Here is a 21584-nt window from a genome sequence, read left to right as displayed (position 1 = left end):
TCCGGTACAGGGGTACCGCTACGGTTCCTGCGTGAACGAGGGCAGCACCGAGTCGCTCGCGGCGGCGTGGGAATACGTGCAGGCGCAGGGCGGTGTCCTCGACCGTGCCCGATTTGCCGGATTAGCCGGCCGGGCTGTCGAGGGCGGGCCGGTGTCGGCGGCCGTGCCGCAGAACCCGGACGGCGGGTGGCCCGCCTCGTGGTCCGACGGCCTGTCCACCCTGGACGGGACCTGCTACCAGCTCTTCCTGCTGCGCGCGGTGCCCGCCGAATCGCTGGCCGCGGACATCCCGGCCGCGCTGGCGTTCCTGACCCGCGCTCAGGCCGCCGACGGCACCTGGAGCGAGGGCCCGAGCCCGAGCACGCCGCAGTTCGAGATCCCGCACTGGCTGCTGCCCGGGTCGCCGGGCGCCCGCGCGTATCTGACGGCGAACTGCGCGGCGACGTTGGCGGACTACGACGCCGAGCCCGAGGCGGTGGCGAAGGCCTCCGAGGTCCTGGAGTGGCTGGTCGATCCGCACGGGCGGCTGCCCGCGCCGCTGGTGGCGCACTGGCTGGCCGCGCGGGTGCTGCGGACGCAGGCGCGGATCATGGTCGTGCGCCGGCTGCTGGACGTCGTCGGACGCAGCTTCGAGAACTTCGACGCCGCGGACCTCGCCTGGTTCGGCGCGTGCACCCGGCCGGGCGACCGGTGGAACCGGCGGATAGCCGCGCGGCTGATCACGATGCAGAACCCGGACGGCTCGTGGACGGACGGGATGAGCGAGCAGCCCTCGCCGACGCTCACCGTCTCCGCGGCGCGCGTGCTGCTGGCCGCCGAGCAGAGCGGCCCGGTTCGCTACCCGGCGATGTACGAGGACGAGGAGTCGGACTGACCGCCCGGCGGCAGCCGGCAGACGAAGGGCGGGCCCCCGGCGCGAACTCGCGCCGGGGGCCCGCCCTCATCGCTCTCCGAGCCGCCGACCGCCTCAGCTGCCCGAGGTGGCCGAGGCGAGGGTCGCCGTGGTCGTGGACTGCGTGCCGTTGCGGAGGTAGACGAGCGTCACGGTCGTGCCGGGGCGGTACGAGTGCACCGCGGCCTCGAGCGCGTCCGAGCCGTCGATCTGCTGGTCGTCCATCTTGATGATCTCGTCGCCGGTCTTCAGGCCCGCGTTGGCGGCCGCGCCGCCCGAGGTGACCGAGGCGAGCACGGCGCCGGTGTGCGAGGCGGTCGTCGAGGCGTCCTCGACCGAGACGCCGAGCACCGAGTGCGTCGGGGTCTGCTTGGCCTCGAGCTCCTTGACGACGGGCTCCGCCTGGGAGATCGGGATCGCGAAGCCGAGGCCGATCGAGCCGGACTCGCTGCTGCCCAGCGAGCTGGAGCCGGTGCTCGCGATGGCCGCGTTGATGCCGATGACGTGGCCGTTCATGTCGATCAGCGGACCGCCGGAGTTGCCCGGGTTGATCGCCGCGTCGGTCTGGATGGCGTCCAGCGCGGTGGTCGAGGTGGTCGAGGAGCTGCTGCTCGAACCGCTGCTGTCCGTGGCGGGGATCACCGGGCGATTCAGCGCCGAGACGATGCCGCTGGTCACGGTGTTGGACATGCCGAGCGGGGCGCCGATCGCGACGACCTGCTCGCCGACCTGCACGCTGGTCGAGTCGCCCAGCGTCGCCGGGGTCAGGCCGCTGACGTTCTGGGCCTGGATCACCGCGAGGTCGCTGGTCGGGTCCCGGTCCACGATGGTGGCCTGCGCGTTGGCGCCGCCGTCGAAGGTGACGGTGATGGTGTAGCCGCCGCTGGCCGCCGCAGAGATCACGTGGTTGTTCGTGAGGATCTCGCCGGTGGAGCTGAGGATGATGCCGGTGCCGATGTCGCCCGAGGACGAGCTGCTCGAGCTGGACGAGGTCGCCTCGACGGTGATCGTCACAACCGACGGCAGCACCTTCTTGGCCACGGCGGTCACGGCCGTTGCGTTGGCCGAGCCGGTGTTCAGGCCGCTGGTGTCGACCGACGAGGCCGAGGTGACGTCATTGCTGGAGTTGCCGCGCAGCGCGTAGCTGACCCCGGCGCCGACGGCGCCGCCGACCAGCGCGGCGACGACCGCGGCGGTGATCAGGGTGCGGTTCTTCTTCGGCTTGGCCGGGGCGGGCTCGAAGCCGATCGGGGCGGGGCCCTCGCCGTAGGGCGGCAGGCCGCCGGAGGCGGGGGAGGCCCAGCTCGGCGCGGAGTGCTCCGCGGCGGCCGGAGCGCCGGCCTGGGCCGGGGCGGAGAAGCTCGGGGCCGGGCTCGCGGCCGGGTACTGCGGCGACGCGGGGACCGGGGCCGGGGACTCGGACTGCGCGGGCGCCGGAGCGGGCGCGCCGAACGCCGGCGCGGCGCCGGGGACGCTCGGCGGGGCCAGCGAGGCGGGCGGCTCCTGCACCCAGCCCTGCCCCGGGCCCGTGCCGCTCGACGGCGCGCCGACGTGGTCGGACGTGCTCGGCGCGGGCTCGACCGGCAGCGGCGCGGTGTGCTCCGGAGCCGACGCCGTCTCACCCTGCTGCGGCAGGACGGCGGCCGGCACCAGCTCGCGGTCGGCTTCCTGGTTCGCCGGGCCGGGCTGCTCGGGCGTGGAGGGGAGGTCAGGCGTCTCGGTCATGCCAGTACTCTCGGCCCGACGGCTGAGACATTGCTGAGACAGCATGGAGAAGACGTTGTGGAATCTGAGTTCGTTATCGAACCGAAATGCCAGGCCTCTGGACGAGGCCTGGCATCTGCGGGTCGGCGGAAAAGAAACCGATGAGGAATCCGCCGGGCGAGTGATGGCCCCGGCGAAGCGGCGCCGTCCGGGCTAACGTGCCCTAACGCGCCCGGCTGCCGGCCGGCAGCTCCTCGGCCGCGGGCGTGCCCGGCAGCCACACTCCGAGCAGTGCGCCGCCGCCAGGGGCCCGGGCCGCCGCGACCCGGCCGCCGTGGTTCTCGGCGATCTGCCGCACGATGGCGAGCCCGAGTCCCGAGCCGGGCGTGGCCCGCGCCTCGGGCGAGCGGTAGAAGCGCTCGAAGACGTGCGCCAGGTCCTTCTCGGCGATGCCGGGGCCCTGGTCGGCGACCTGCAGCAGCCCGTCCGCGAGGGTGACGGTGACCGTCCCGCCCTCCGGGGACCATTTCGCCGCGTTGTCCATCAGGTTCGTGACCAGGCGCTCCAGCGCCGCCGCGTCCCCGTCGAGGTACCACGGCGAGAGCTTCAGGTCGTAGGTCAGCGCGGGCGCCCGGCGCTGCACCCGCTCCGCCGCCCGGTCCACGATGTCGCGCACGTCGAGCCGCTCGATCGCGTGCGAGGGCTGCTCGTCCCGGGAGAGCTCGACGAGGTCGGAGATGAGCAGCGAGAGCTCCTCCATCTGCGCCCGCACGTCGTTCATCAGCGCGACGCGCTCCTCGAAGGGCAGCCGGTCGTCGTCCGGCGCGGCCATCACCTGCGCGAGCAGGTCGAGGTTCGTACGCATCGAGGTCAGCGGCGTGCGCAGCTCGTGCCCCGCGTCCGCGACCAGCCGCTTCTGGTGCTCCTGAGAGCGGGCCAGCGCCTCGAGCATCGTGTTGAAGTTCCGGGTGAGCTGCGCGAGCTCGTCGTCGCCGTTCACCGGCAGGCTGCGCAGGTCCCCGGTGCGCGCGATGTACTCGGTCGCCTTCGAGAGCTCCTCGACCGGCCGCAGCGCCGCCCGGCCGATCGCGAAACCGGCCGCGCCGGCGAGCGCGATGCCGATGAGCCCGACGACGAAGGACACGGTGGCGAGCGTGTTGAGCGTGCTCTCGGTCGCGGCCAGCGAGGTGGCGACGACGAGTGCGGAGTCCTGCGGCACGTACGTGCCGAACCAACCGCCCTTGGAAGTGTCCGGAATCGAGTAGACCCGGTACAGCTGGCCGTTGACGTCGACGGTCCGCAGCGAATAGGGCGACTGCCCGGCGGCCACGGCGAGCTCGGGGCTTCCGAACGTCGGCGCCGCTGTGCTCACGGCCTTGCCGGCGAGCGGGATTACCGGAGGGCTGATGCTCGCGCCGTTCGCGGTCACGATCGACATCTTCAGGCCGGCGAGGTTCAGCGCCGCCGCGCTGCCGTCCGTGTTCAGGCCGGAGCCCACCTGCTGCAAGGACACAGCCGCGAGATCCGTGTCGGCCAGCGCCCAGGTGCGCATCTTCAGATCGTTGTCGACGTTGTTGTTGATCGTCCTGCTGATGGACACGTAGCTGATCAGTGCACCAAGGGCCACCGACAGGCCCACGGCCGCCATGACCAGCATCGTTATCCGGGACCTGAAGGTGTGCCAGGTGAACCAGCGGCGCAGCGGGATCCCACGCAGCGGCGGACGCCGTCGCGCGGTCTTCGCTTTCGCCGTCTTCGCAGTGCTCACGGTGCCGTCTCGCGCAGCGCGTAGCCGATTCCGCGCACGGTGTGGATCAGCCGGGTCTCGCCCTCGGCCTCGGTCTTGCGGCGGAGGTAGCCGACGTAGACCTCGAGCGAGTTCGCGGTGGTCGGGAAGTCGAAGCCCCAGACCTCCTCGAGGATCTGGGACCGCGTCAGCACCTGCCGGGGGTGGCGCATCAGCAGTTCGAGCAGGTTGAATTCGGTGCGGGTCAGCCGCACGGTGCGCTCGCCGCGGGTGACCTCGCGGGCCAGCGGATCCAGCGTCAGGTCGGCGAAGCTGAGCTTGCCGTTCTCGCTGGAGAATGCGGGCTGGGTGCGCCGCAGCAGGGCGCGCAGCCGGGCGAGCAGCTCCTCGAGCGCGAAGGGCTTCGGGAGGTAGTCGTCGGCGCCGGCGTCGAGGCCGGCGACGCGGTCGGAGACGGCGTCGCGCGCGGTGAGCACCAGGATCGGCAGGTCCTCGCCGGCCGACCGCAGGCGGCGGCAGGCCTCGAGGCCGTCGAGCCGCGGCATCATCACGTCGAGCACGACCGCGTCGGGGCGGCTGCGGGCGATCGACTCGAGCGCCGCCAGGCCGTCCGCGGCGAGCTCGACATCGTATCCGTTGAACGCCAGGGAGCGACGCAGCGAGTCCCGAACCGCCTGATCGTCGTCCACCACAAGAATGCGCATGCGACCAGTCTCTTCCGTTGCGCTGAGAGCCTGCTGAGATCTTGCCGAATCTCGCCGAATAGGCGCATTGAGCATATGGACGGCTGCACCGAACGGGCGATGGGTGTTATCCACATGCCGGGTCTGTCCACAGGCCGCGATTCGTGCCGCGACAATGCCGGCCGCTTCGAAGATCGTTGCTCTCGACAGGCGTCGCGCCCCCGGACCGGGGCGTGACGTGGCGGTTCGCGCGGAGGGAGACGAGTGCGATGAACGACGAGTGGCGGGTGGCCGAGGGCGAGGCCTCGGCGGCGGCGATGGCGGCGGACCGTTTCGAGGGATTCCAGATCGCGACCGGGGTGGACGCGGCAGGCGGCGGCGGGGTGTTCGGCGAGGTGACCGTCAAACTGAACAGCCCGGGGCAGGTGGCCGCGGCCGTTCCGCATTTCTTCGGCTTCGTTCCCGACGACAGCGTCGTGGTGCTCGGCCTCAGCCCGCACGGCGCGGGCGGGCGCTCCTCGATCTGCCACGGGATGCGGGTCGACCTCGGCGACGTGGAGCGCGATCCGGCGCGGTTCGCGCGCTGGGCGGTGGAGCGGCTGCTCGACGAGCACGCGGTGGAGGCGATCGTGCTGATCTATCCGCGTCCCGGCGTGGATCCGCTGCCCTCGCTCTACCGGCGGCTCTCGGTGATCCTCTGCACGCAGTTGCGCCGCAGGGGCCTGATGCCGCTGGACTCGATGTTCGTGGCGCAGGACCGCTGGTGGTCCTTCCTGTGCGAGCGCGCGCAATGCTGTCCGCCGGAGGGCACGCCGATCGACCCGATGGCCAGCGAGGTCGCCGCGCTCAGCACGTACTCGGGCCTGGTCGTGCTGCCCAGCCGTAACGCCCTGGCCTCGAGCCTCGAGCCGTACGCGACGGCGATCGTCGAGCGCACGCGCGCGGCGTGCACGGCACTCGTCGAGGCCGAGGAGGCGCGGACCGGGGAGCGCTGGGGCGTGGCCCCGCCGAGCTGGCAGGAGGTGCGCGAGCTGTGGGCGCTGGCCGACGAGGTCGGTTCGAGCGTCGAGGGGCCCGGCTGGCGGCTGCCCGACGACGCCGCGGCGAGGCTGCTGCTCGGGCTGACGGACGTGCGGGTGCGCGACTACCTCGCGACCTGGTGCGCGACGGAGCGGGCCGGGCAGGCCGTGGCGCTCTCCGTCGAGCTGGCGCGGCGCGCGGTCACCGCGGATCAGGCGGCGGCCGGGTACTCGGTCGCGGCCTGGGCGTCGTGGGCGCTGGGTTGGGGAGCGTGGGCCGCGCTGACGCTGGACCGGGCGCTCGCCGCGATCCCCGACTACCCGCTCGCGGTGCTGATCCAGGCCGGGATGGAGCGCGGCGTCGGACCGGCGTTGGTGCGCGTGGCCTCGCACGGAACCGCCCGGCGGCTGGAGTCGATGGCGGAGGTGGGCGTCTAGAACGGCGGCCGGTTCTCATCAACGAGTGCTGAGATGAATATCGTGCTCCGGCTCTTTATCGTCATCTGGACGATATATGATGGCCGCCATGAGCGAGTCCGAGCCCTACGACCCGGCGCGCTATCCGGCCTTCGCCGTCACCGTCGACCTCGTGGTCCTGACCGTGCGCGACGCGCGGTTGAGCGCCCTGATGATCCGGCGCGGCGAGGAGCCCTTCGCGGGGCGGACGGCGCTGCCCGGCGGGTTCGTGCGGCCGGGCGAGTCGCTGGGCGAGGCGGCGAAGCGCGAGCTGGCCGAGGAGACGGGCCTGGCCGACCTGCCCGTGCACCTGGAGCAGCTCGCGACGTACGGAGCGGTGGACCGCGATCCCCGGATGCGGGTCGTCTCGGTCGCCTACCTCGCGCTGGCCCCGGACCTCCCGTCGCCGACGGCCGGCGGCGACGCGGCGGACGCGCACTGGACGCCGGTCGCCGACCTGCTGCCCGACCTGTTCCCGAACGCGGCGGACGGTGGCGGTGGCGGTGGCGGTGCTGGTGGTGCTCATGGTTCGGGCAGTGCGGGTAGTGCAGGTGGTGCGGCTGGTGCGGCGGGTGGCGCCGACGGGCCGGCCGGCGGCCGCGGGAGCGAGCGCGCGGCCTTCGCCTTCGACCACGAGCAGATCCTGGTCGACGGCGTGGAGCGGGCCCGCTCGAAGCTCGAGTACACGCCGTTGGCCGCGGCCTTCTGCCCGCCGCAGTTCACGGTGGGCGAGCTGCGCCGCGTGTACGAGGCCGTATGGGGTGTCGAGCTCGACCCGCGCAACTTCCACCGGAAGGTCACCGGCACGCCCGGGTACGTCCTTCCGGCGGGCGGCACCACGACGCGCCAGGGCGGCCGTCCCGCGCAGCTGTTCAAGCGCGGAGACGTCACGCTGCTCAACCCGCCGATGCTGCGCCCGGCCTGATCCCCCCGACAGCCGACCCGGCGCGCCGCGTGTCCCCGCGCGCCACGCCGATGCCATGCCGGGCCGATACCGTGCCGATGCCATGCTGGGCCGATACCGTGCCCACGCCATCGATCGTGCCGACGCCCTGCCGACGCCGTGCCGCGCCGATTCCGTGCCGACGCCACGTCGAGCCGATACCGTGCCCACGCCATCGATCGTGCCGACGCCGTGCCGACGCCGTGCCGCGCCGATGCCGTGCCGCCATGGATCGTGCCGGTACCGGGCCGATGTCACGCCGGGCCGACGCCGTGCCGCTTCTGCCTCACCGTTCGGAGCAGCGGTTTCCGCGAGGTAAGGATCCGACGGGGTGAATCCGGCCCCGTAGGGGCGTGTCCCGGGCCTTTCCGTGATGACGGGCGGCGACGATGTTGCCGTGATCGAGGTGATCGAGGTCAGCGCGCGTCGGCGCGGGCGGCAGGTGCTGGACGGCGTCAGCTTCCAGGTGCGGCCGGGACAGGTGACCGGACTGCTCGGCCAGCCGGGCGCGGGGAAGACGGCCCTGCTGCGGCGGATGCTGCAGATCGACCGGGGCGGCGGCCGCACGCTCTTCGAAGGCCGGGTGTTCCGGTCGCTGCCGCATCCGATGCGCACGGTCGGCGCGATGCTCGACCCGCTCGCGCTGCATCCGGGGCGCACGGTGGCCGGTCATCTCCGGCTGGCGCTGTCCGCCGATCCGGGCGCGGCGCCGGGCGGGCGGCGGGAGCGGATCGCGGCCGTGCTGGACGTGTGCGGGCTCGGTGACCAGGCGAAGCTGCGCATCTCCGAGCTCACCGAGGGGATGGCCGTCCGGCTCGCGCTCGCGCAGGCGCTGCTCGGCGACCCCGAGGTGCTGCTGCTCGACGAGCCCGAATGCGGGCTCGAACCCGAGGGGCAGCCGTGGCTCAATGCCCTGCTGCGTGCGTATGCGGCACAGGGCCGCTGCGTGCTGGTCACCGGGGAGAACACGGACTCGATGCTGCTGCGCGCGGACCGGATCTACGCGCTCGCCGAGGGCCGGCTGGTCGGCCAGCGCACCGCGAGGCAGGCCTCGCGCGACGTGTCCGGGGACTGCGTGATCGTGCGGACGCCGCAGGTGCTGCGGTTCGCCGCGGTACTCGTCGGCGCAGGAGCCGAGCCGACGCAGCTCGACGGCGCCTGTCTGGAGGTGCGTGGCTTGGACCGGGCCAGGATCGGCGATCTCGCCTTCCGCAACGAGATCCCGCTGCACGAACTCGCGCTGCGGTCCGGCGTGCAGGATCCCGTCGTCGCCGTACTCGAAGCCTGCCGCAGGCCTCCGGCGGTCCTGCCGGTACAGGCCCCTGCCACGGTCAAGGTGCCGGACCACGCCGCGGCCGAGGTCGTGATGCCGTTCAGCGGCAGAGCCGGCACGCGTGGCGGTCTCGGCGGACTCGGTGGGCTCGGCGGCGAGGAGACCGACTCGGCGGCCGAGTCGGCGCTGCTGTCGGTCATCGAGGTGCCGAAGAGCGCCTCCGCGCCGGCGAGTGAGACCGCGGCACCCGCGGCAGCCACCGCGGACCACGTACGCGCCTCGGCCACCGGCACCTCCGGCGCCTACGGCACGTCCGACATCTCTGGCACTTCCAGCACTTCCAGCACTTCCAGCTACAACAGCACCACCGGCACTACCGGCACCACCGGCACGGTGAGGCTGACCGCCGTACCGAAAAACGACGAGACGGTCGCGACCGGACAGGAGAGCGTGCGGTGATCGGACTGGAGAAGCGTGCGGTGATCGAACTCCAATCCGTGCGGGCGAGGGCTGGACTGGAGAAGCGTGCGGTGACCGGACTGGAGAAGCGTGCGGTGACCGGACTGGAGCAGCGTGCGGGGAGTGGACAGGAGAACGTGCGGTGATCGGACTGCAATCCGTGCGGGCGGCGGCCGGGTACGAGGCGACGCGGCTGGCCACCCGGCGTGCGGCGGCCGGGGTGTTCTGCCTGGCCGCGCTGGGTTCCGCGCTGGCCACGCTGCCGGCCGCGCGCGCCGCGGTGAACTCCGGCGACCCGCAGGCGCACGTCGGCTGGGTCGTCGCTGGCGGCACGGCGGGCAGGATCCTGCCGGCGACGATCGCGGTGCTGGCCGCCGCGTGGCTCGGGGCCGGGCTGGTCACGGAGGACTACCGGCACGGCGTCGGGCTCACGACGTATACCCGGCTGCCGCGGCGTGGCGCGGGGATGCTCGGCAAACTGATCGTCGCGCTCGTCGTCGGGATCTGGCTCGCGGCCGTGACCAGGCTCGCCGCGTACCTCACCGCGCTCGGCGGCTTCGCGCTCACCCACGGCACCAGGGCCACGGAGCACATCTCGCTCGGCGCGGTGCTGATGCTGCCGACGCCCGCGGAGTCCTGCTACGCGGCGTTCGGCGGGATGCTGGGCGTGCTCTGCGCTTCGGTGCTGCGGCTGCGTGTGCTCGCGGCGTCCGTGTCCTGGTTGCTCGCGGCGTCCACCGCGGCGGTGCTGCCCAGCTCGCATAGCCCGTATGCGCTCGACGTCGTGCGCGGCATGACCGACGTCGGGCTGCCGATCGATCAGGTATCGCTCGCGTTGCCGGAATCGGTCGCCGCGGTGCTGCTGCTCGCCGCGCTCTACGCGGTGCGGCGCCGCCGGATCGACTGAGCCGATCGGCCCAGAACCGCCCCGGCGGGCGCCCCGCATAGCAGCGCCGCGGGGCCGCGGGCTCCCCGCACAGCAGGGCCGCAGGCCCCCGCACAGCAGGCCGCGGGCCCCGGCACAGCAGTGCCGCGGGCGCCCCGCATAGCAGCGCCGCGGCCCGATTCCGCGGCGACAATCCGCTTTATCACTCGGAGGAGTGCTTTCCGTGACAATCATGGTTGGCACCGGTCGATTCGCCTTAAGCCGTCCGTCAGGAAAGCCGACGAGATCACCATGAACACCGCCACTGACAGCGCCGGCCGCGTGATGACCGTGACCGTTCCCGTCGTCCGCCCCGTCGAGCCGGTCGACACCGCCCAGCCGCCGCGCCCGCACACACCCGCGCCCGCGCCCCTGGTCTTCCCGCGCGCGGCGGCCCAGCGCGGCCGGGGCCTGCACGGCCAGTTGGTCCAACAGCTCGGCCAGATGATCGTCGCGGGCGAGCTAGGCGCCGACCGCCCGCTGGTCCCCGAGGAGATCGGGCACCGCTTCGAGGTATCCCGCACCGTGGTGCGCGAGTCGCTGCGCGTGCTGGAGGCGAAGGGCCTGGTCTCGGCGCGGCCCAACGTCGGCACCCGGATCCGCCCGGTGCAGGAGTGGAACCTGCTCGACCCGGACGTGATCGAGTGGCGTGCGCAGGGCCCGCTGCGCAGCGACCAGGCGCGCGAGCTCGCCGAGCTGCGCCAGGCCTTCGAGCCGCTGGCCGCGCACCTCGTCGCCGAGCGCGGCGGGGCCTTGCCCGAGCCGGTCCGCGCCCGCCTCGGCGAGCTGGCCGACATGCTGGCCGAGTCCGCCGCCGCGGTGGACGCCGCCGCCTACGCCCGGATCGACGCCGAATTCCACGCGCTGCTGCTGCAGGCCACCGAGAACCGGATGCTCGAGCACCTGTCCGCCGTGGTCTACGGCGCGCTGGAGATCACCGGCGTGCGCGCGGGCTGCGAGGCGCTGCCGGCCAACGCCCGCAGCCACGCCGAGCTGGTCGAGCACATCCTGGCCGGCGACGGCCCCGCCGCGGCCGAGCTGTCCGCCGCGCTGCTCGGCGGCGGCTCCCGGCACACCGGCGCCCCGCGCCTGCCCGCCCAGCGCGAGCAGTAGGACGCACGCCCACGGCACCCCGCCGCCCTCGGGACGGAACACCGCCGCGTGTCCGCACCGGGGGCGGCCCGCGGTAGGGGAAGGGCGCTGGAGAGCAGGCAGCCAGCGTGGCGCCAGATCCTTCCGCTCTGCTGCGCCCGGTGGAGCAGCAGACGTGCGGCAGACCCCTCCACTCGGGCTGCCCTGTGGAGTAGCGGACGTGGCGCCAGCTCCTTCCGCTCGGCTGCGCACTGTGGAGCAGCCGACGTGCGGCAGACCCCTCCACTCGGGCTGCCCTGTGGAGTAGCGGGCGTGGCGCCAGACCCCTCCACTGGGCCGCGCACTGTGGAGCAGCAGACGTGCGGCAGACCCCTCCACTCACCTGCCCCGTGGAGTAGCGGACGTGCCGCCAGATCCCTCCACTGGGCCGCGCACTGCGGAGTAGCCGACGTGCGGCAGGCCCCTCCACTCACCTACCCCGCGGACTAGCCGACGTGCCGCCAAACCCCTCCACTCGGCTGCCCCGTGGACTAACCGACGTGGCGTCAGATCCCTCCGCTCGGCGGTTTTTCCCGCAATCACGGCGCGTATTGACGCGGTGACGGCTAAGCTCGAAAGGAAACGGGGTGGATTCGGCGGCGGGAGACGGCAGTTGGCTCACGATCCGGCGCGGTGGGCGGCGGTCGCGCCACCGCTGCTGCAACCGCTGCTCGACGCCCTGTCCGACAGCCCCCTCGCCTTCGCCTGCTACGGCGCCGACCGCCGCTACCTCACCATCAGCCAGACCCTCGCGGACCTCAACGGGCTGCCCCCGCAGGCGCATCTCGGGCTGCTGCCGACCGACGTGCTCGGTCCCGAGCTCGGCGGCGCGATCGAGGCGGCGGCCGCGCGGGTGCTGGCGGACGGCAAGCCGTACCGGGAGCCGGAGCAGCGGCTGAGCCGGGGGGAGTGGAGCGGGGTGCGCTACCTCGACTCCAGCTGGACGCCGGTGCGCGGCGCGGACGGCGAGGTGCTGGCGGTGCTGGCCGTCGTCAACGACGTGACCGACCGGCACCGGATCGCCGACCTGCTCGGCTCCACGCAGTGGCGGATCGGCAAGCTGCAGACCGTGGCCCGCGAGCTGGCCGGCGCGCTGACGATCGGCGAGGTGCGCGCGGCCGTGGCCAAGCTGGGCCAGGTCACCGGGGCCTCCCGGGTCGACCTGCGGCTGCTCGACCCGGTGGGCCGCTCGCCGTGGCCCTCGCCCATGCGGCCCGCACGAAGCCCGGAGTCGGACGAGGCGACGCCGCACCGTCCGGGCAGCCCTTCGGCGCCGACGGTCCCGCCGCAGCGGGCCTCCGTCCCGCGCACCGCCGTCGAGGACGACCGCTGGGAGTGGCGCACGCTCGCCTGGCCCGCCCTGCTCGCGGCCGCGGTGCGCGACGGCCGGCCCTGCTACCTCTCGGATCGCGCCGCGCTGTGCGGCCGGTTCCCCGAGGCGGGGGAGTGGGCGGCGTCCGCGGCGCCTGGCGCGGCCGAGCAGGCCTGGGCGGTGCTCCCGCTGTCCACCGCGGTCGGCCCGGTCGGCGGCCTCTATCTGGCGTACGACGCACCCCGCGGCTTCGACGAGGACGATCGCGCCTACCTGCAGGCGCTGGCCGGCCAGTGCACCATGGCCGTCGCCCGCGCCCGGATGCACGAGCGCGAGCACCGGCAGGTGGTCTCGCTGCAGGAGGCGATCCTGCCCAAGCGGCTGCCGCCGCTCGACGGGATCGACGCGGCCTTCCGCTACATCCCCGGCTCGCTGGACACCGAGGTCGGCGGCGACTGGTACGACCTGTTCGCGTTCAACGACGGCCGGATCGGCATGGTCGTCGGCGACGTGATCGGCAAGGGCATCACGGCCGCCGCCGGGATGGGCCGGGTGCGGGCCGCGCTGCGTGCCCTCGCCTTCACCGACCCGGCGCCGAGCGCCGTGCTCACCGGCCTGGACCGGCTCTTCGACGCCACCGAGAACGCCGAGTCGCTGACCACCGTCGTCTACGCGGTGCTCGACCCGGGCAGCGGCGCGCTGCGCATGTCGGACGCCGGGCACCTTCCGCTGCTGGTCCGTCAGGCCGACGGCCGCGCCCGCTACCTGGACGCCGACGAGGACGAGGCCGCCACCCCGCTCGGCCTGAGCGAGGAGCGCCGCGAGCACGAGGTCTTACTCAATCCGGGCGACGTGGTGATCGGATTCTCCGACGGGCTCGTCGAAACGCGTGACGCGGCGATCACCGTGGGTCTGGAGCGGTTGCGCACGGCCGTCGAGCGCGCGCCGCTGGTCGATCTGGACACCCTGCTCGACCACCTCGTCGACGAGATGCTCAGGGACCAGGAGCAGGACGACGACGTCACCCTGCTCGCGGTCAGGATCGGCGGCTGAACGGCCCGTGCGCGGCAGCCCGCCGCCGGGTCGGCGTCAGGCGCCGGCCCCGGCGTCCACCGCCCCGAGCACCGGCTCGCGCTGCCCGGCGGTGCGGCCGATTCGCCCGTGAAAAGCTGGTTCGCCCGTGAAAATAGGCCGGATCGCGCCCCTGCGGCACATTGACACCGCAAGCACTGCTAGACTCTTTTTCCGAGTGCGTGACCTGCGTTTGCGAAGCGGTGAACGGCGGCACGGTGCAGGAGCGACCGCGGTGGCGGTCCGGAGCACCGAAGCCGCGGCCGGTGGATGATTCACACCAGGCACGACTGATGGCGGACGTGACCGCTCGGCCTTGCCGGGGGGAATACGCGGGGCCCGATGGACGCTGTCCATAGGTGTAACCACGACGATACGACCGATGGCCGCGCACGGCGGCGGATCCGTTGTCGGGGCGTGGATTTCCCGGCTCCGCCGCACCCAGAGCTTATGTCCAGCGCGGCAGATGCAGTTCACATGTGAGCACCGTTCCGAAGGGTATGTGAGTGTCGGCTCCTTCCTCTGCGACCGTTGACGAGGCCGCGGCCACCACGCCGGTGGCCCTCGCGGTCCAGTCCCTGTTGGCCAAGTCCCAGGACCAAGCCGTGTCCAGCGACGACGTGCGCCGCGCCTGCGAGGGCGCCAAGGTGCCGGAGAGCGACCTGAAGAAGGTCGTCCGCGCGCTGATCGAGAAGGGCGTGTCGGTCGCCGTGGTGGGCGACGCCGCCGCACCCATCGGCCGCGCCAAGCCGCGTAAGCAGGCTGTCGCGGCCACCTCCGCCAGCCGCACCGCGACGAGCACGAGCACCGTGCGCAAGAGCGCGGCCGCCGCCCCCGCCGAGGAGGAGGCCAAGCAGGCCCCCGCCAAGAAGGCCGCGGCCAAGAAGACGGCGGCGAAGCCCGCGCCGGCCAAGGAGGCCGAGGGCGAGGCCCCGGCCAAGGCCCCCGCGCGCAAGACCGCCGCCAAGAAGACCACCACCGCCAAGTCCGCGGCCGCGGCCAAGACGGCCTCCGCGAAGCAGACCTCGAAGAACAGCGAGGACGAGCCCGGGGAGATGGACGGCGAGGAGGTCGAGATCGACGATCTCGAACTCGCCGCCGACGAGCTGCTCGAGGCGGCCGAGGCCGCGGAGGAGCCGGAGGCCGAGGCCGAGGGCAAGACCGCCGGCAAGGACGAGGAGGACAAGGAGGAGGGCTTCGTCCTGTCGGACGACGACGAGGACGACGCCCCGGCCCAGCAGGTCGCCTCCGCCGGAGCCACCGCGGACCCGGTCAAGGACTACCTCAAGCAGATCGGCAAGGTCCCGCTGCTCAACGCCGAGCAGGAGGTCGAGCTCGCCAAGCGGATCGAGGCCGGCCTGTTCGCCGAGGAGAAGCTGAACTCCGGCGACCAGATGGACCCGCGCTTCCGCAACGAGCTCGAGATCATCGCCGAGGACGGCCGCCGGGCCAAGAACCACCTGCTGGAGGCCAACCTCCGCCTCGTGGTCTCGCTGGCCAAGCGCTACACCGGCCGCGGCATGCTGTTCCTGGACCTGATCCAGGAGGGCAACCTCGGTCTGATCCGCGCGGTCGAGAAGTTCGACTACACCAAGGGCTACAAGTTCTCCACGTACGCGACCTGGTGGATCCGGCAGGCGATCACCCGCGCCATGGCGGACCAGGCGCGCACGATCCGCATCCCGGTGCACATGGTCGAAGTGATCAACAAGCTCGCCCGCGTGCAGCGCCAGATGCTCCAGGACCTCGGGCGCGAGCCCACCCCGGAGGAGCTGGCCAAGGAACTCGACATGACCCCGGAGAAGGTCATCGAGGTGCAGAAGTACGGCCGCGAGCCGATCTCCCTGCACACCCCGCTGGGCGAGGACGGCGACAGCGAGTTCGGCGACCTGATCGAGGACTCCGAGGCGGTCGTCCCGGCCGACGCGGTCTCCTTCACGCTCCTGCAGGAGCAGCTGCACTCGGTGCTCGACACGCTCTCCGAGCGCGAGGCCGGCGTCGTCTCGATGCGCTTCGGCCTGACCGACGGCCAGCCGAAGACGCTGGACGAGATCGGCAAGGTCTACGGCGTGACCCGCGAGCGGATCCGGCAGATCGAGTCGAAGACGATGTCCAAGCTGCGCCACCCCTCGCGCTCGCAGGTGCTGCGCGACTACCTGGACTAGCCGGACCGGTTCGGGGCCGCAGGCCGGCCCCGGACCGCCGGCCCCGGACGCGAAACCGCCCCGCGACCTTCGGGTCGCGGGGCGGTTTCCTGCTTGCTCTGATCCGGGCGCCGTTGTCCGGCCTTAAGCGGCCTGCTGAGTCACCGAGTCACGCCGAGAGGCTGTACGAGGACTACTTGGCCTCGGTGAGCTTCTCGGTCTCGTCGTGGATGTCCGCGGCGATCGTCCGGAGGCTCTCCTCGTACTTCTTGCCGTGGTGCGCGCAGAAAAGGAGTTCTCCACCGGAGTTGAGCGTGACGCGGATGTACGCCTGGGCGCCACAGCGGTCGCAACGATCGAGGGCGGTCAGGGACTCGGCCGTGGGAGTGAGGACTGCGGTCACGTCAGCTCCTTCTTGGTACGTCGGCGGTATCGCTACCCGGATCAACATCAAACCATCCGGTGAGACCAGGATGCCCCGTCCGGAGGTACAAATACGCCACGTTCGCTGTGGGCGTACGCGCTCGCGCCCGCCTTCAGCGGGGGCGTCACGCACGGTCTACCGGCCGGTAGCGTTCCGTGTGGCATATCGGACAGCTTGCCGACACCGGAGTCGGTACCCTGCCGATGACGGTACTGTCCGAGCCAGCCGCTACGCTGGCTGCGGCACCTCCGCGTGAGCGGCGGGTTGACTGGAGAAGACGAGATCCCCGAGAGGGAGGACGACGTGGCCGCGAGTCCCGAGTACACCGCTCGGCACCTGCTGGTGCTGGAGGGTCTTGAGGCGGTACGCAAGCGGCCCGGCATGTACATCGGTTCGACCGACAGCCGCGGCCTGATGCACTGCGTGTGGGAGATCATCGACAACGCGGTGGACGAGGCGCTCGGCGGCTTCGGCGAGCGGATCGAGGTCTACCTGCACAAGGACGGCTCGGTCGCGGTGCACGACCACGCGCGCGGCATCCCGGTCGACATCGAGCCGAAGACCGGGCTCTCCGGCGTCGAGGTCGTGATGACCAAGCTGCACGCGGGCGGCAAGTTCGGCGGCGGCTCCTACGCGGCCTCCGGCGGCCTGCACGGCGTGGGCGCCTCGGTGGTCAACGCGCTCTCCTCCCGGCTCGACGTGGAGGTGGACCGGGACGGCTCGACCTACTCGATGTCCTTCCGCCGCGGCGTGCCCGGCGTCTTCGCCGGCGAGGGGCCGGCCGCGGACTTCGAGCCGCGCAGCGGCATGGACAAGTCCCGCCGATCGGCGAAGAAGGCCGAGGCGGGCGTCACCGGCACCCGGATCCGGTACTGGGCGGACCGGCAGATCTTCCTCAAGGAAGCGCAGATCTCGCTCGAGGAGCTGCACAACCGGGCCCGGCAGACGGCCTTCCTGGTGCCCGGCCTGACCATCGAGGTGCACGACGAGCGCGGCGAGGAGCCGGCCGTCGAGTCCTTCCACTACGCGGGCGGCATCTCCGAGTTCTGCGAGTACCTGGCCAAGGACCGGCCGGTGACCGACACTCTGCGGCTGACCGGCAGCGGGAACTTCACCGAGACCGTGCCGGTGCTCGACGACTCCGGCCACATGGTGCCCACCGACGTGCAGCGCACCCTCGAGGTGGACGTGGCGCTGCGCTGGGGCACCGAGTACGACACCACGGTCAAGAGCTTCGTCAACATCATCATCACGCCCAAGGGCGGCACGCACGTCACCGGCTTCGAGCGCGCCCTGGTCAAGACGGTCAACGACCAGCTGCGCGCGGTCAAGCTGCTCCGGGTGAACGACGACCCGGTCACCAAGGACGACATCCTGGAGGGCCTGACCTCCGTCGTCACGGTCCGGCTGGCCGAGCCGCAGTTCGAGGGCCAGACCAAGGAGGTGCTCGGCACCCCGGCGGCCGCCCGGATCGTGCAGAGCGTGGTCTCCGACCAGCTCAAGGCCTTCCTGACGGCCACCGACAAGAACCGCAAGCCGCAGGCCCGCACGGTGCTGGAGAAGATCGTCGCGGCGGCCAAGACCCGGATCGCCGCGCGCCAGCACAAGGAGACCCAGCGCCGGAAGAACGCGCTGGAGACCTCGGCGCTGCCGGCGAAGCTCGCCGACTGCCGCTCGGACGACGTGGAGCGTTCCGAGCTGTTCATCGTCGAGGGCGATTCGGCGCTCGGCACCGCGAAGCTGGCCCGCGACTCGGAGTTCCAGGCGCTGCTGCCGATCCGCGGCAAGATCCTCAACGTGCAGAAGTCCTCGGTCGCGGACATGCTCAAGAACGCCGAGTGCGCCGCGATAATCCAGGTCCTCGGCGCCGGCACCGGCCGCTCGTTCGACGTGGACGCGGCGCGCTACGGCCGGGTGATCATGATGGCGGACGCCGACGTCGACGGCTCGCACATCCGCACGCTGCTGCTGACGCTCTTCTTCCGGTACATGCGGCCGATGGTCGAGGCCGGCCGGGTCTTCGCGGCCGTGCCGCCGCTGCACCGGATCGAGGTCATCGGCCAGGGCCGGGCGAAGAACGAGTACATCTACACCTACACCGACCAGGAGATGAAGACCGTCACGGCGGACCTGGTCAAGCGCGGCAAGAAGATCAAGGACCCGGTGCAGCGGTACAAGGGCCTCGGCGAGATGGATGCCGACCAGCTCGCCGAGACCACCATGGACCCGCGCCGGCGGATGCTGCGCCGGATCACGCTCTCCGACGCCGAGTCCGCGGACCGCGTCTTCGACCTGCTGATGGGCTCGGACGTGGCGCCGCGCAAGGAGTACATCGTCAACTCGGCCGGGCGCCTGGACCGCTCGCAGATCGACGTGTAGGACGCCGGCAGCTCACTCGGCGGCGTCGCCGAAGGCCGGCGCAGCCGGTCCGGCGGCGCGGCGGGGACTTTCTGGTTCGGGGGACATGGCGCCGGCGTCGCGTGGGCCGCTCCGGACCACCTCGCCCGCGAGCGCGGTGGTCGCGGCTCGTCCTCAAGGAGGCGGGGAGAAGCAGCCCCTAAAGGTTGCCGGGGTGTACGAGGCCTGACTCGTACGCGTAGACGACGGCGTGGATCCGGTCGCGCAGGTGGAGCTTGGCAAGCACGTTGCCCACGTGCGTCTTGACGGTGTGCTCGCTGACCACGAATTCGCCCGCTATCTCAGCGTTCGACAATCCGCGCGCGAGCAGCTTCAGGGTCTCCAGTTCGCGCGCGGTCAGCTGGGCAAGCGCAGGATCGGGCGCCAGGGCGACGGCGGTGCGCTCCGGCCTGCGGGCGAACTGCTCGATCAGCCGCCGCGTCACGCTCGGCGCCAGCAGCGCCTCGCCGCCGTGCACGACGCGTACCGCGTGCACGAGGTCGTCCCGGCGTACATCCTTCAGCAGGAAGCCGCTCGCTCCCGCCTGCAGGGCCGAGTAGACGTAATCGTCGATGTCGAAGGTGGTGAGCATGATGACGCGGGTGCCGCCGCGTGCGCAGATCCGGCGTGCCGCTTCGAGGCCGTCCATCGTCGGCATGCGCACGTCGAGCAGCGCGATGTCGGCTTCCTGCTGCTCGACGGCCGCGATCGCCGCCGCGCCGTTCGAGGCCTCGGCGACCACGTCGATGTCGGGCTGCGCGTCCAGGATCATCGCGAACCCGGCGCGCACCAATTCCTGATCATCGGCTACCACGACCCGTATCCCCATGCCCTGATCCTAGTGGGACGCGTCCGTCGGAATCCGTACGAGCACCTGGAATCCGCGCCCGTCAGGGCCGGGTCCGGTCTCGACCGTGCCGCCGCACGCGCCGATCCGCTCCCTGATACCTATCAGACCCTTGCCGGCCTCGCCGCCGCCCGCGCCGGGACCGGCTCCGTCGTCCGTCACGCGCACGGTCAGCGCCTCCGAGGTCCAGTCCAGGCGCAGTTCGGCGCGCTCCGCGCGAGAGTGCTTGACCATGTTCGTGAGGGCTTCCTGCGCGGTCCGGTAGACGGCCACCTCGGTGTCCTGCGGCAGCCGCCGCGGCACCCCGACCACGACCAGCCGCACGTCGATCTTCGTCGCGCGCACCGTCTCGACCAGCCGCGGCAGCTCGCCGATCGTCGGCTGCGGGCTCAGGGCCAGCGCGTCGTCCTCGCGCAGCACGCCCAGCATCCGGCGCAGCTGGGCCAGCGCGTCCCGGCCGCCGTCGCCGATCGCGTCGAAGGCCGCCTCGGCCTTCCGGGCGTCCTGGTGCACGACCGCGGCGCCCGCCTCGGCCTGCACGATCATCAGGCTCACGGCGTGCGCCAGGATGTCGTGCATGTCCCGGGCGATCCGGGTCCGCTCCTCGGCCGCCGCCTGCGCCGCGCGCGCCTGGGACGTCTGCTCGATCTCGTGCGCGCGCTCCGTCATCAGCCGAGCCAGGTCGCGCTGCTGCGCGGCCAGCCGTCCGGCCACGAAGGCCATCGCGACGATCAGCATCGACTCCAGCGTCCGGCCGAGCTGCTGCTGCACCGCGAGGAACGTGGCCGAGATCGAGGTGCCCGCCGCCAGCCAGAACCGCCAGCCGTCGCGGTAGTAGGCGACCGTGGCCATCGCGACCATCAGCATGAACTCGCTGCTGTGGTTCCAGGTGATCGCGAGGTTCGCGAAGAACGAGAGCAGCAGTGTGCCGCCGCCGACGAGCCAGAACACCGCGAACGGCGCCGTGCGCCGCCACAGCAGCGGGAGCGGCAGCAGCAGCGCCCATGCCCAGACCCACCAGGACCACGAGACCTCGACGTACTCCTGCGAGGAGAGCACGCCCCAGACGATGCTGGCCTCGGCGATGGCGGTCACCAGCAGGTCCACCAGCAGGGCGGGGATGCGGCTGTTGGCGCGGGTCACCATGCGGCGCGTGCGGCCGGGCAGCGCGAGCGGGAATGTCATGCGTCGATCCTGCTCGACACGGCCCGCGCCACGCCTCCCCCGCGTGGGGGATCCCGGCCCGGCTCAGCTCTCCTTCTCGAGAGTGACCAGCCGCAGTTCAAGCGGGTTGCCGAAGGCCTTGCCGCAGGACTCCGGCCGCGCCTCGGCCGCCGCCGACTCGGCGAGCACGGCACGGAAGCGGTCGCCGCCGACGGCGAGCAGCACCTCGTAGCGGCGGGAGGGGCCGTCCGGCACCGGGGAGAGCCGCAGCTCGCTGAGCACCGCGACCTTGTCCGGGCCGTACTCCTGCAGCTCGTCACGCAGCGCGAGATCGGCCGCCTGCCCCGGCCGTGACCAGGTGGAACGCCCGCGGCACAGCGGCCCGCCGACCCGTCCGGCGGCCGCGTCGCGTAGGATGGCGCGCGCGGCCGGACCGTCGAGCCGGCCGTAGACGTAGCCGGTGGGCAGCACGACGGCGGTGGGGGCGAAGCGGTGGCCGCCGAGGTGGTCGGCCTCCCAGATCGCCCCCGTGTCCGTCGCCTCGTCCTGCGCCAGCCACCCGGCCAGCGCCCGGCCGGAGATCGCGCAGCATGTGTCGCGTTTGCCGTTCGTGCAGATCAGCAGCAGCGGCCCGCCGTCGTGCAGCGGCTTGCCGGGGACGTCGAAGTCCAGGTCGAGCAGCGTGGCCGGATCGGAGGTGGACCAGGACCACAGGGCCCCGCGGCCCGGCCTGGTGTCCGCGAGGAACACCCGGCGCGGCGCGCGCGGATCGTGCTCCGCGTGGTGCCCCGGCCGCCTGATCAGCGCGATCCGCACGCCCGCGGCGTCCGCCTTATGGGTGAGCGCACGGCCGAGCTCGGGCGGGAAGTGCGATTCGGTCAGGGCGCGGGCGCCCCACGGCCCGGGCTGCTCGATCGCCAGCCAGCGGGCGGCGAGCGGCGCGGTCCCGGCCAGCGGTTCGCCGAGCCGGAGGGAGGCGGCGCTGCAGGAGGC

General features: G+C 72.5%; 17 protein-coding genes. 10 read left to right on the top strand and 7 right to left on the bottom strand.

Translation table 11 applies throughout. The annotated features are described in order from the left end of the window. Positions 1–31: 31 nt before the first annotated feature. The gene (locus tag KDK95_RS25955; protein ID WP_212520910.1) at positions 32–874 is read left to right on the top strand and encodes a prenyltransferase/squalene oxidase repeat-containing protein; all 843 of its coding nucleotides are present in this window, start codon (positions 32–34) and stop codon (positions 872–874) included. Positions 875–967: 93 nt separating this feature from the next. Here the strand turns inward: KDK95_RS25955 and KDK95_RS37175 are convergent, their stop codons facing one another. From KDK95_RS37175 to KDK95_RS25940, 3 genes are all read right to left on the bottom strand, one after another. Then, a complete protein-coding gene (locus KDK95_RS37175; RefSeq protein WP_212520909.1) occupies positions 968–2617 on the bottom strand; it encodes a S1C family serine protease in 1650 nt (549 codons plus the stop codon). Between the two features lie 202 nt (positions 2618–2819). Further along, a complete protein-coding gene (locus KDK95_RS25945) occupies positions 2820–4364 on the bottom strand; it encodes a sensor histidine kinase (RefSeq protein ID WP_212520908.1) in 1545 nt (514 codons plus the stop codon). After that, on the bottom strand, positions 4361–5047 hold the full coding sequence (locus tag KDK95_RS25940) for a response regulator transcription factor (protein ID WP_212520907.1): 687 nt from the start codon (positions 5045–5047) through the stop codon (positions 4361–4363). The genes KDK95_RS25945 and KDK95_RS25940 overlap by 4 nt, the downstream gene beginning before the upstream one ends. A gap of 248 nt (positions 5048–5295) precedes the next feature. Here KDK95_RS25940 and KDK95_RS25935 point away from each other — a divergent pair, with 248 nt between their 5' ends. From KDK95_RS25935 to KDK95_RS25900, 8 genes are all read left to right on the top strand, one after another. Next, the gene (locus KDK95_RS25935; RefSeq protein WP_212520906.1) at positions 5296–6483 is read left to right on the top strand and encodes a DUF4192 domain-containing protein; all 1188 of its coding nucleotides are present in this window, start codon (positions 5296–5298) and stop codon (positions 6481–6483) included. A gap of 88 nt (positions 6484–6571) precedes the next feature. Continuing rightward, positions 6572–7426, top strand: a complete 855-nt coding sequence (locus tag KDK95_RS36215) for an NUDIX hydrolase (RefSeq protein WP_249161894.1) — start codon at positions 6572–6574, stop codon at positions 7424–7426. 415 nt (positions 7427–7841) lie between these two features. Then, positions 7842–9176 carry an ATP-binding cassette domain-containing protein gene (locus tag KDK95_RS25925; protein WP_212520905.1) on the top strand — a complete coding sequence of 445 codons (1335 nt, stop codon included), beginning with the start codon at positions 7842–7844 and terminating at the stop codon, positions 9174–9176. Continuing rightward, positions 9173–9322 (top strand): hypothetical protein, encoded by a 150-nt coding sequence (locus tag KDK95_RS25920; RefSeq protein WP_212520904.1) that lies wholly within the window; start codon positions 9173–9175, stop codon positions 9320–9322. The genes KDK95_RS25925 and KDK95_RS25920 overlap by 4 nt, the downstream gene beginning before the upstream one ends. Further along, the gene (locus KDK95_RS25915; protein WP_212520903.1) at positions 9319–10083 is read left to right on the top strand and encodes a hypothetical protein; all 765 of its coding nucleotides are present in this window, start codon (positions 9319–9321) and stop codon (positions 10081–10083) included. The genes KDK95_RS25920 and KDK95_RS25915 overlap by 4 nt, the downstream gene beginning before the upstream one ends. Before the next feature lie 270 nt (positions 10084–10353). Then, on the top strand, positions 10354–11214 hold the full coding sequence (locus KDK95_RS25910; protein ID WP_212520902.1) for a FadR/GntR family transcriptional regulator: 861 nt from the start codon (positions 10354–10356) through the stop codon (positions 11212–11214). A 631-nt stretch (positions 11215–11845) separates the two neighbouring features. Beyond that, positions 11846–13597, top strand: coding sequence for a SpoIIE family protein phosphatase (locus KDK95_RS25905; RefSeq protein WP_212520901.1), 1752 nt, complete (start codon positions 11846–11848; stop codon positions 13595–13597). A gap of 524 nt (positions 13598–14121) precedes the next feature. Beyond that, positions 14122–15780, top strand: coding sequence for an RNA polymerase sigma factor (locus tag KDK95_RS25900; RefSeq protein ID WP_307844661.1), 1659 nt, complete (start codon positions 14122–14124; stop codon positions 15778–15780). Positions 15781–15952: 172 nt separating this feature from the next. On the opposite strand, the gene KDK95_RS25895 is transcribed toward KDK95_RS25900, so the two are convergent. Next, a complete protein-coding gene (locus KDK95_RS25895) occupies positions 15953–16162 on the bottom strand; it encodes a DUF7455 domain-containing protein (RefSeq protein WP_249161899.1) in 210 nt (69 codons plus the stop codon). Positions 16163–16486: 324 nt separating this feature from the next. Here KDK95_RS25895 and KDK95_RS25890 point away from each other — a divergent pair, with 324 nt between their 5' ends. Continuing rightward, entirely contained in the window at positions 16487–18562 is a 2076-nt protein-coding gene (locus tag KDK95_RS25890) for a DNA gyrase/topoisomerase IV subunit B (RefSeq protein WP_212520899.1), read from the top strand. Between the two features lie 178 nt (positions 18563–18740). On the opposite strand, the gene KDK95_RS25885 is transcribed toward KDK95_RS25890, so the two are convergent. The 3 genes from KDK95_RS25885 to KDK95_RS25875 all read right to left on the bottom strand — a co-directional run. Further along, positions 18741–19409, bottom strand: coding sequence for a response regulator (locus tag KDK95_RS25885; RefSeq protein ID WP_212520898.1), 669 nt, complete (start codon positions 19407–19409; stop codon positions 18741–18743). A gap of 9 nt (positions 19410–19418) precedes the next feature. Further along, a complete protein-coding gene (locus KDK95_RS25880) occupies positions 19419–20612 on the bottom strand; it encodes a sensor histidine kinase (protein WP_212520897.1) in 1194 nt (397 codons plus the stop codon). Between the two features lie 63 nt (positions 20613–20675). Next, positions 20676–21584 (bottom strand): ferredoxin family protein (locus KDK95_RS25875; RefSeq protein ID WP_212520896.1); only part of this gene is annotated, 909 nt, incomplete at its 5' end.

The sequence above is a fragment of the Actinospica acidithermotolerans genome (assembly GCF_018139625.1).
Taxonomy (GTDB): Bacteria; Actinomycetota; Actinomycetes; order Streptomycetales; family Catenulisporaceae; genus Actinospica; species Actinospica acidithermotolerans.
This window is presented reverse-complemented; position numbering and strand designations above follow the sequence as displayed.

Coding starts and splice junctions, on each gene's coding strand:
- KDK95_RS25940 (WP_212520907.1), bottom strand. CDS start 5,047: ATGCGCATTCTTGTGGTGGACGACGATCAGGCGGTTCGGGACTCGCTG.
- KDK95_RS25885 (WP_212520898.1), bottom strand. CDS start 19,409: ATGGGGATACGGGTCGTGGTAGCCGATGATCAGGAATTGGTGCGCGCC.
- KDK95_RS25935 (WP_212520906.1), top strand. CDS start 5,296: ATGAACGACGAGTGGCGGGTGGCCGAGGGCGAGGCCTCGGCGGCGGCG.
- KDK95_RS25910 (WP_212520902.1), top strand. CDS start 10,354: ATGAACACCGCCACTGACAGCGCCGGCCGCGTGATGACCGTGACCGTT.
- KDK95_RS36215 (WP_249161894.1), top strand. CDS start 6,572: ATGAGCGAGTCCGAGCCCTACGACCCGGCGCGCTATCCGGCCTTCGCC.
- KDK95_RS37175 (WP_212520909.1), bottom strand. CDS start 2,617: ATGACCGAGACGCCTGACCTCCCCTCCACGCCCGAGCAGCCCGGCCCG.
- KDK95_RS25880 (WP_212520897.1), bottom strand. CDS start 20,612: ATGACATTCCCGCTCGCGCTGCCCGGCCGCACGCGCCGCATGGTGACC.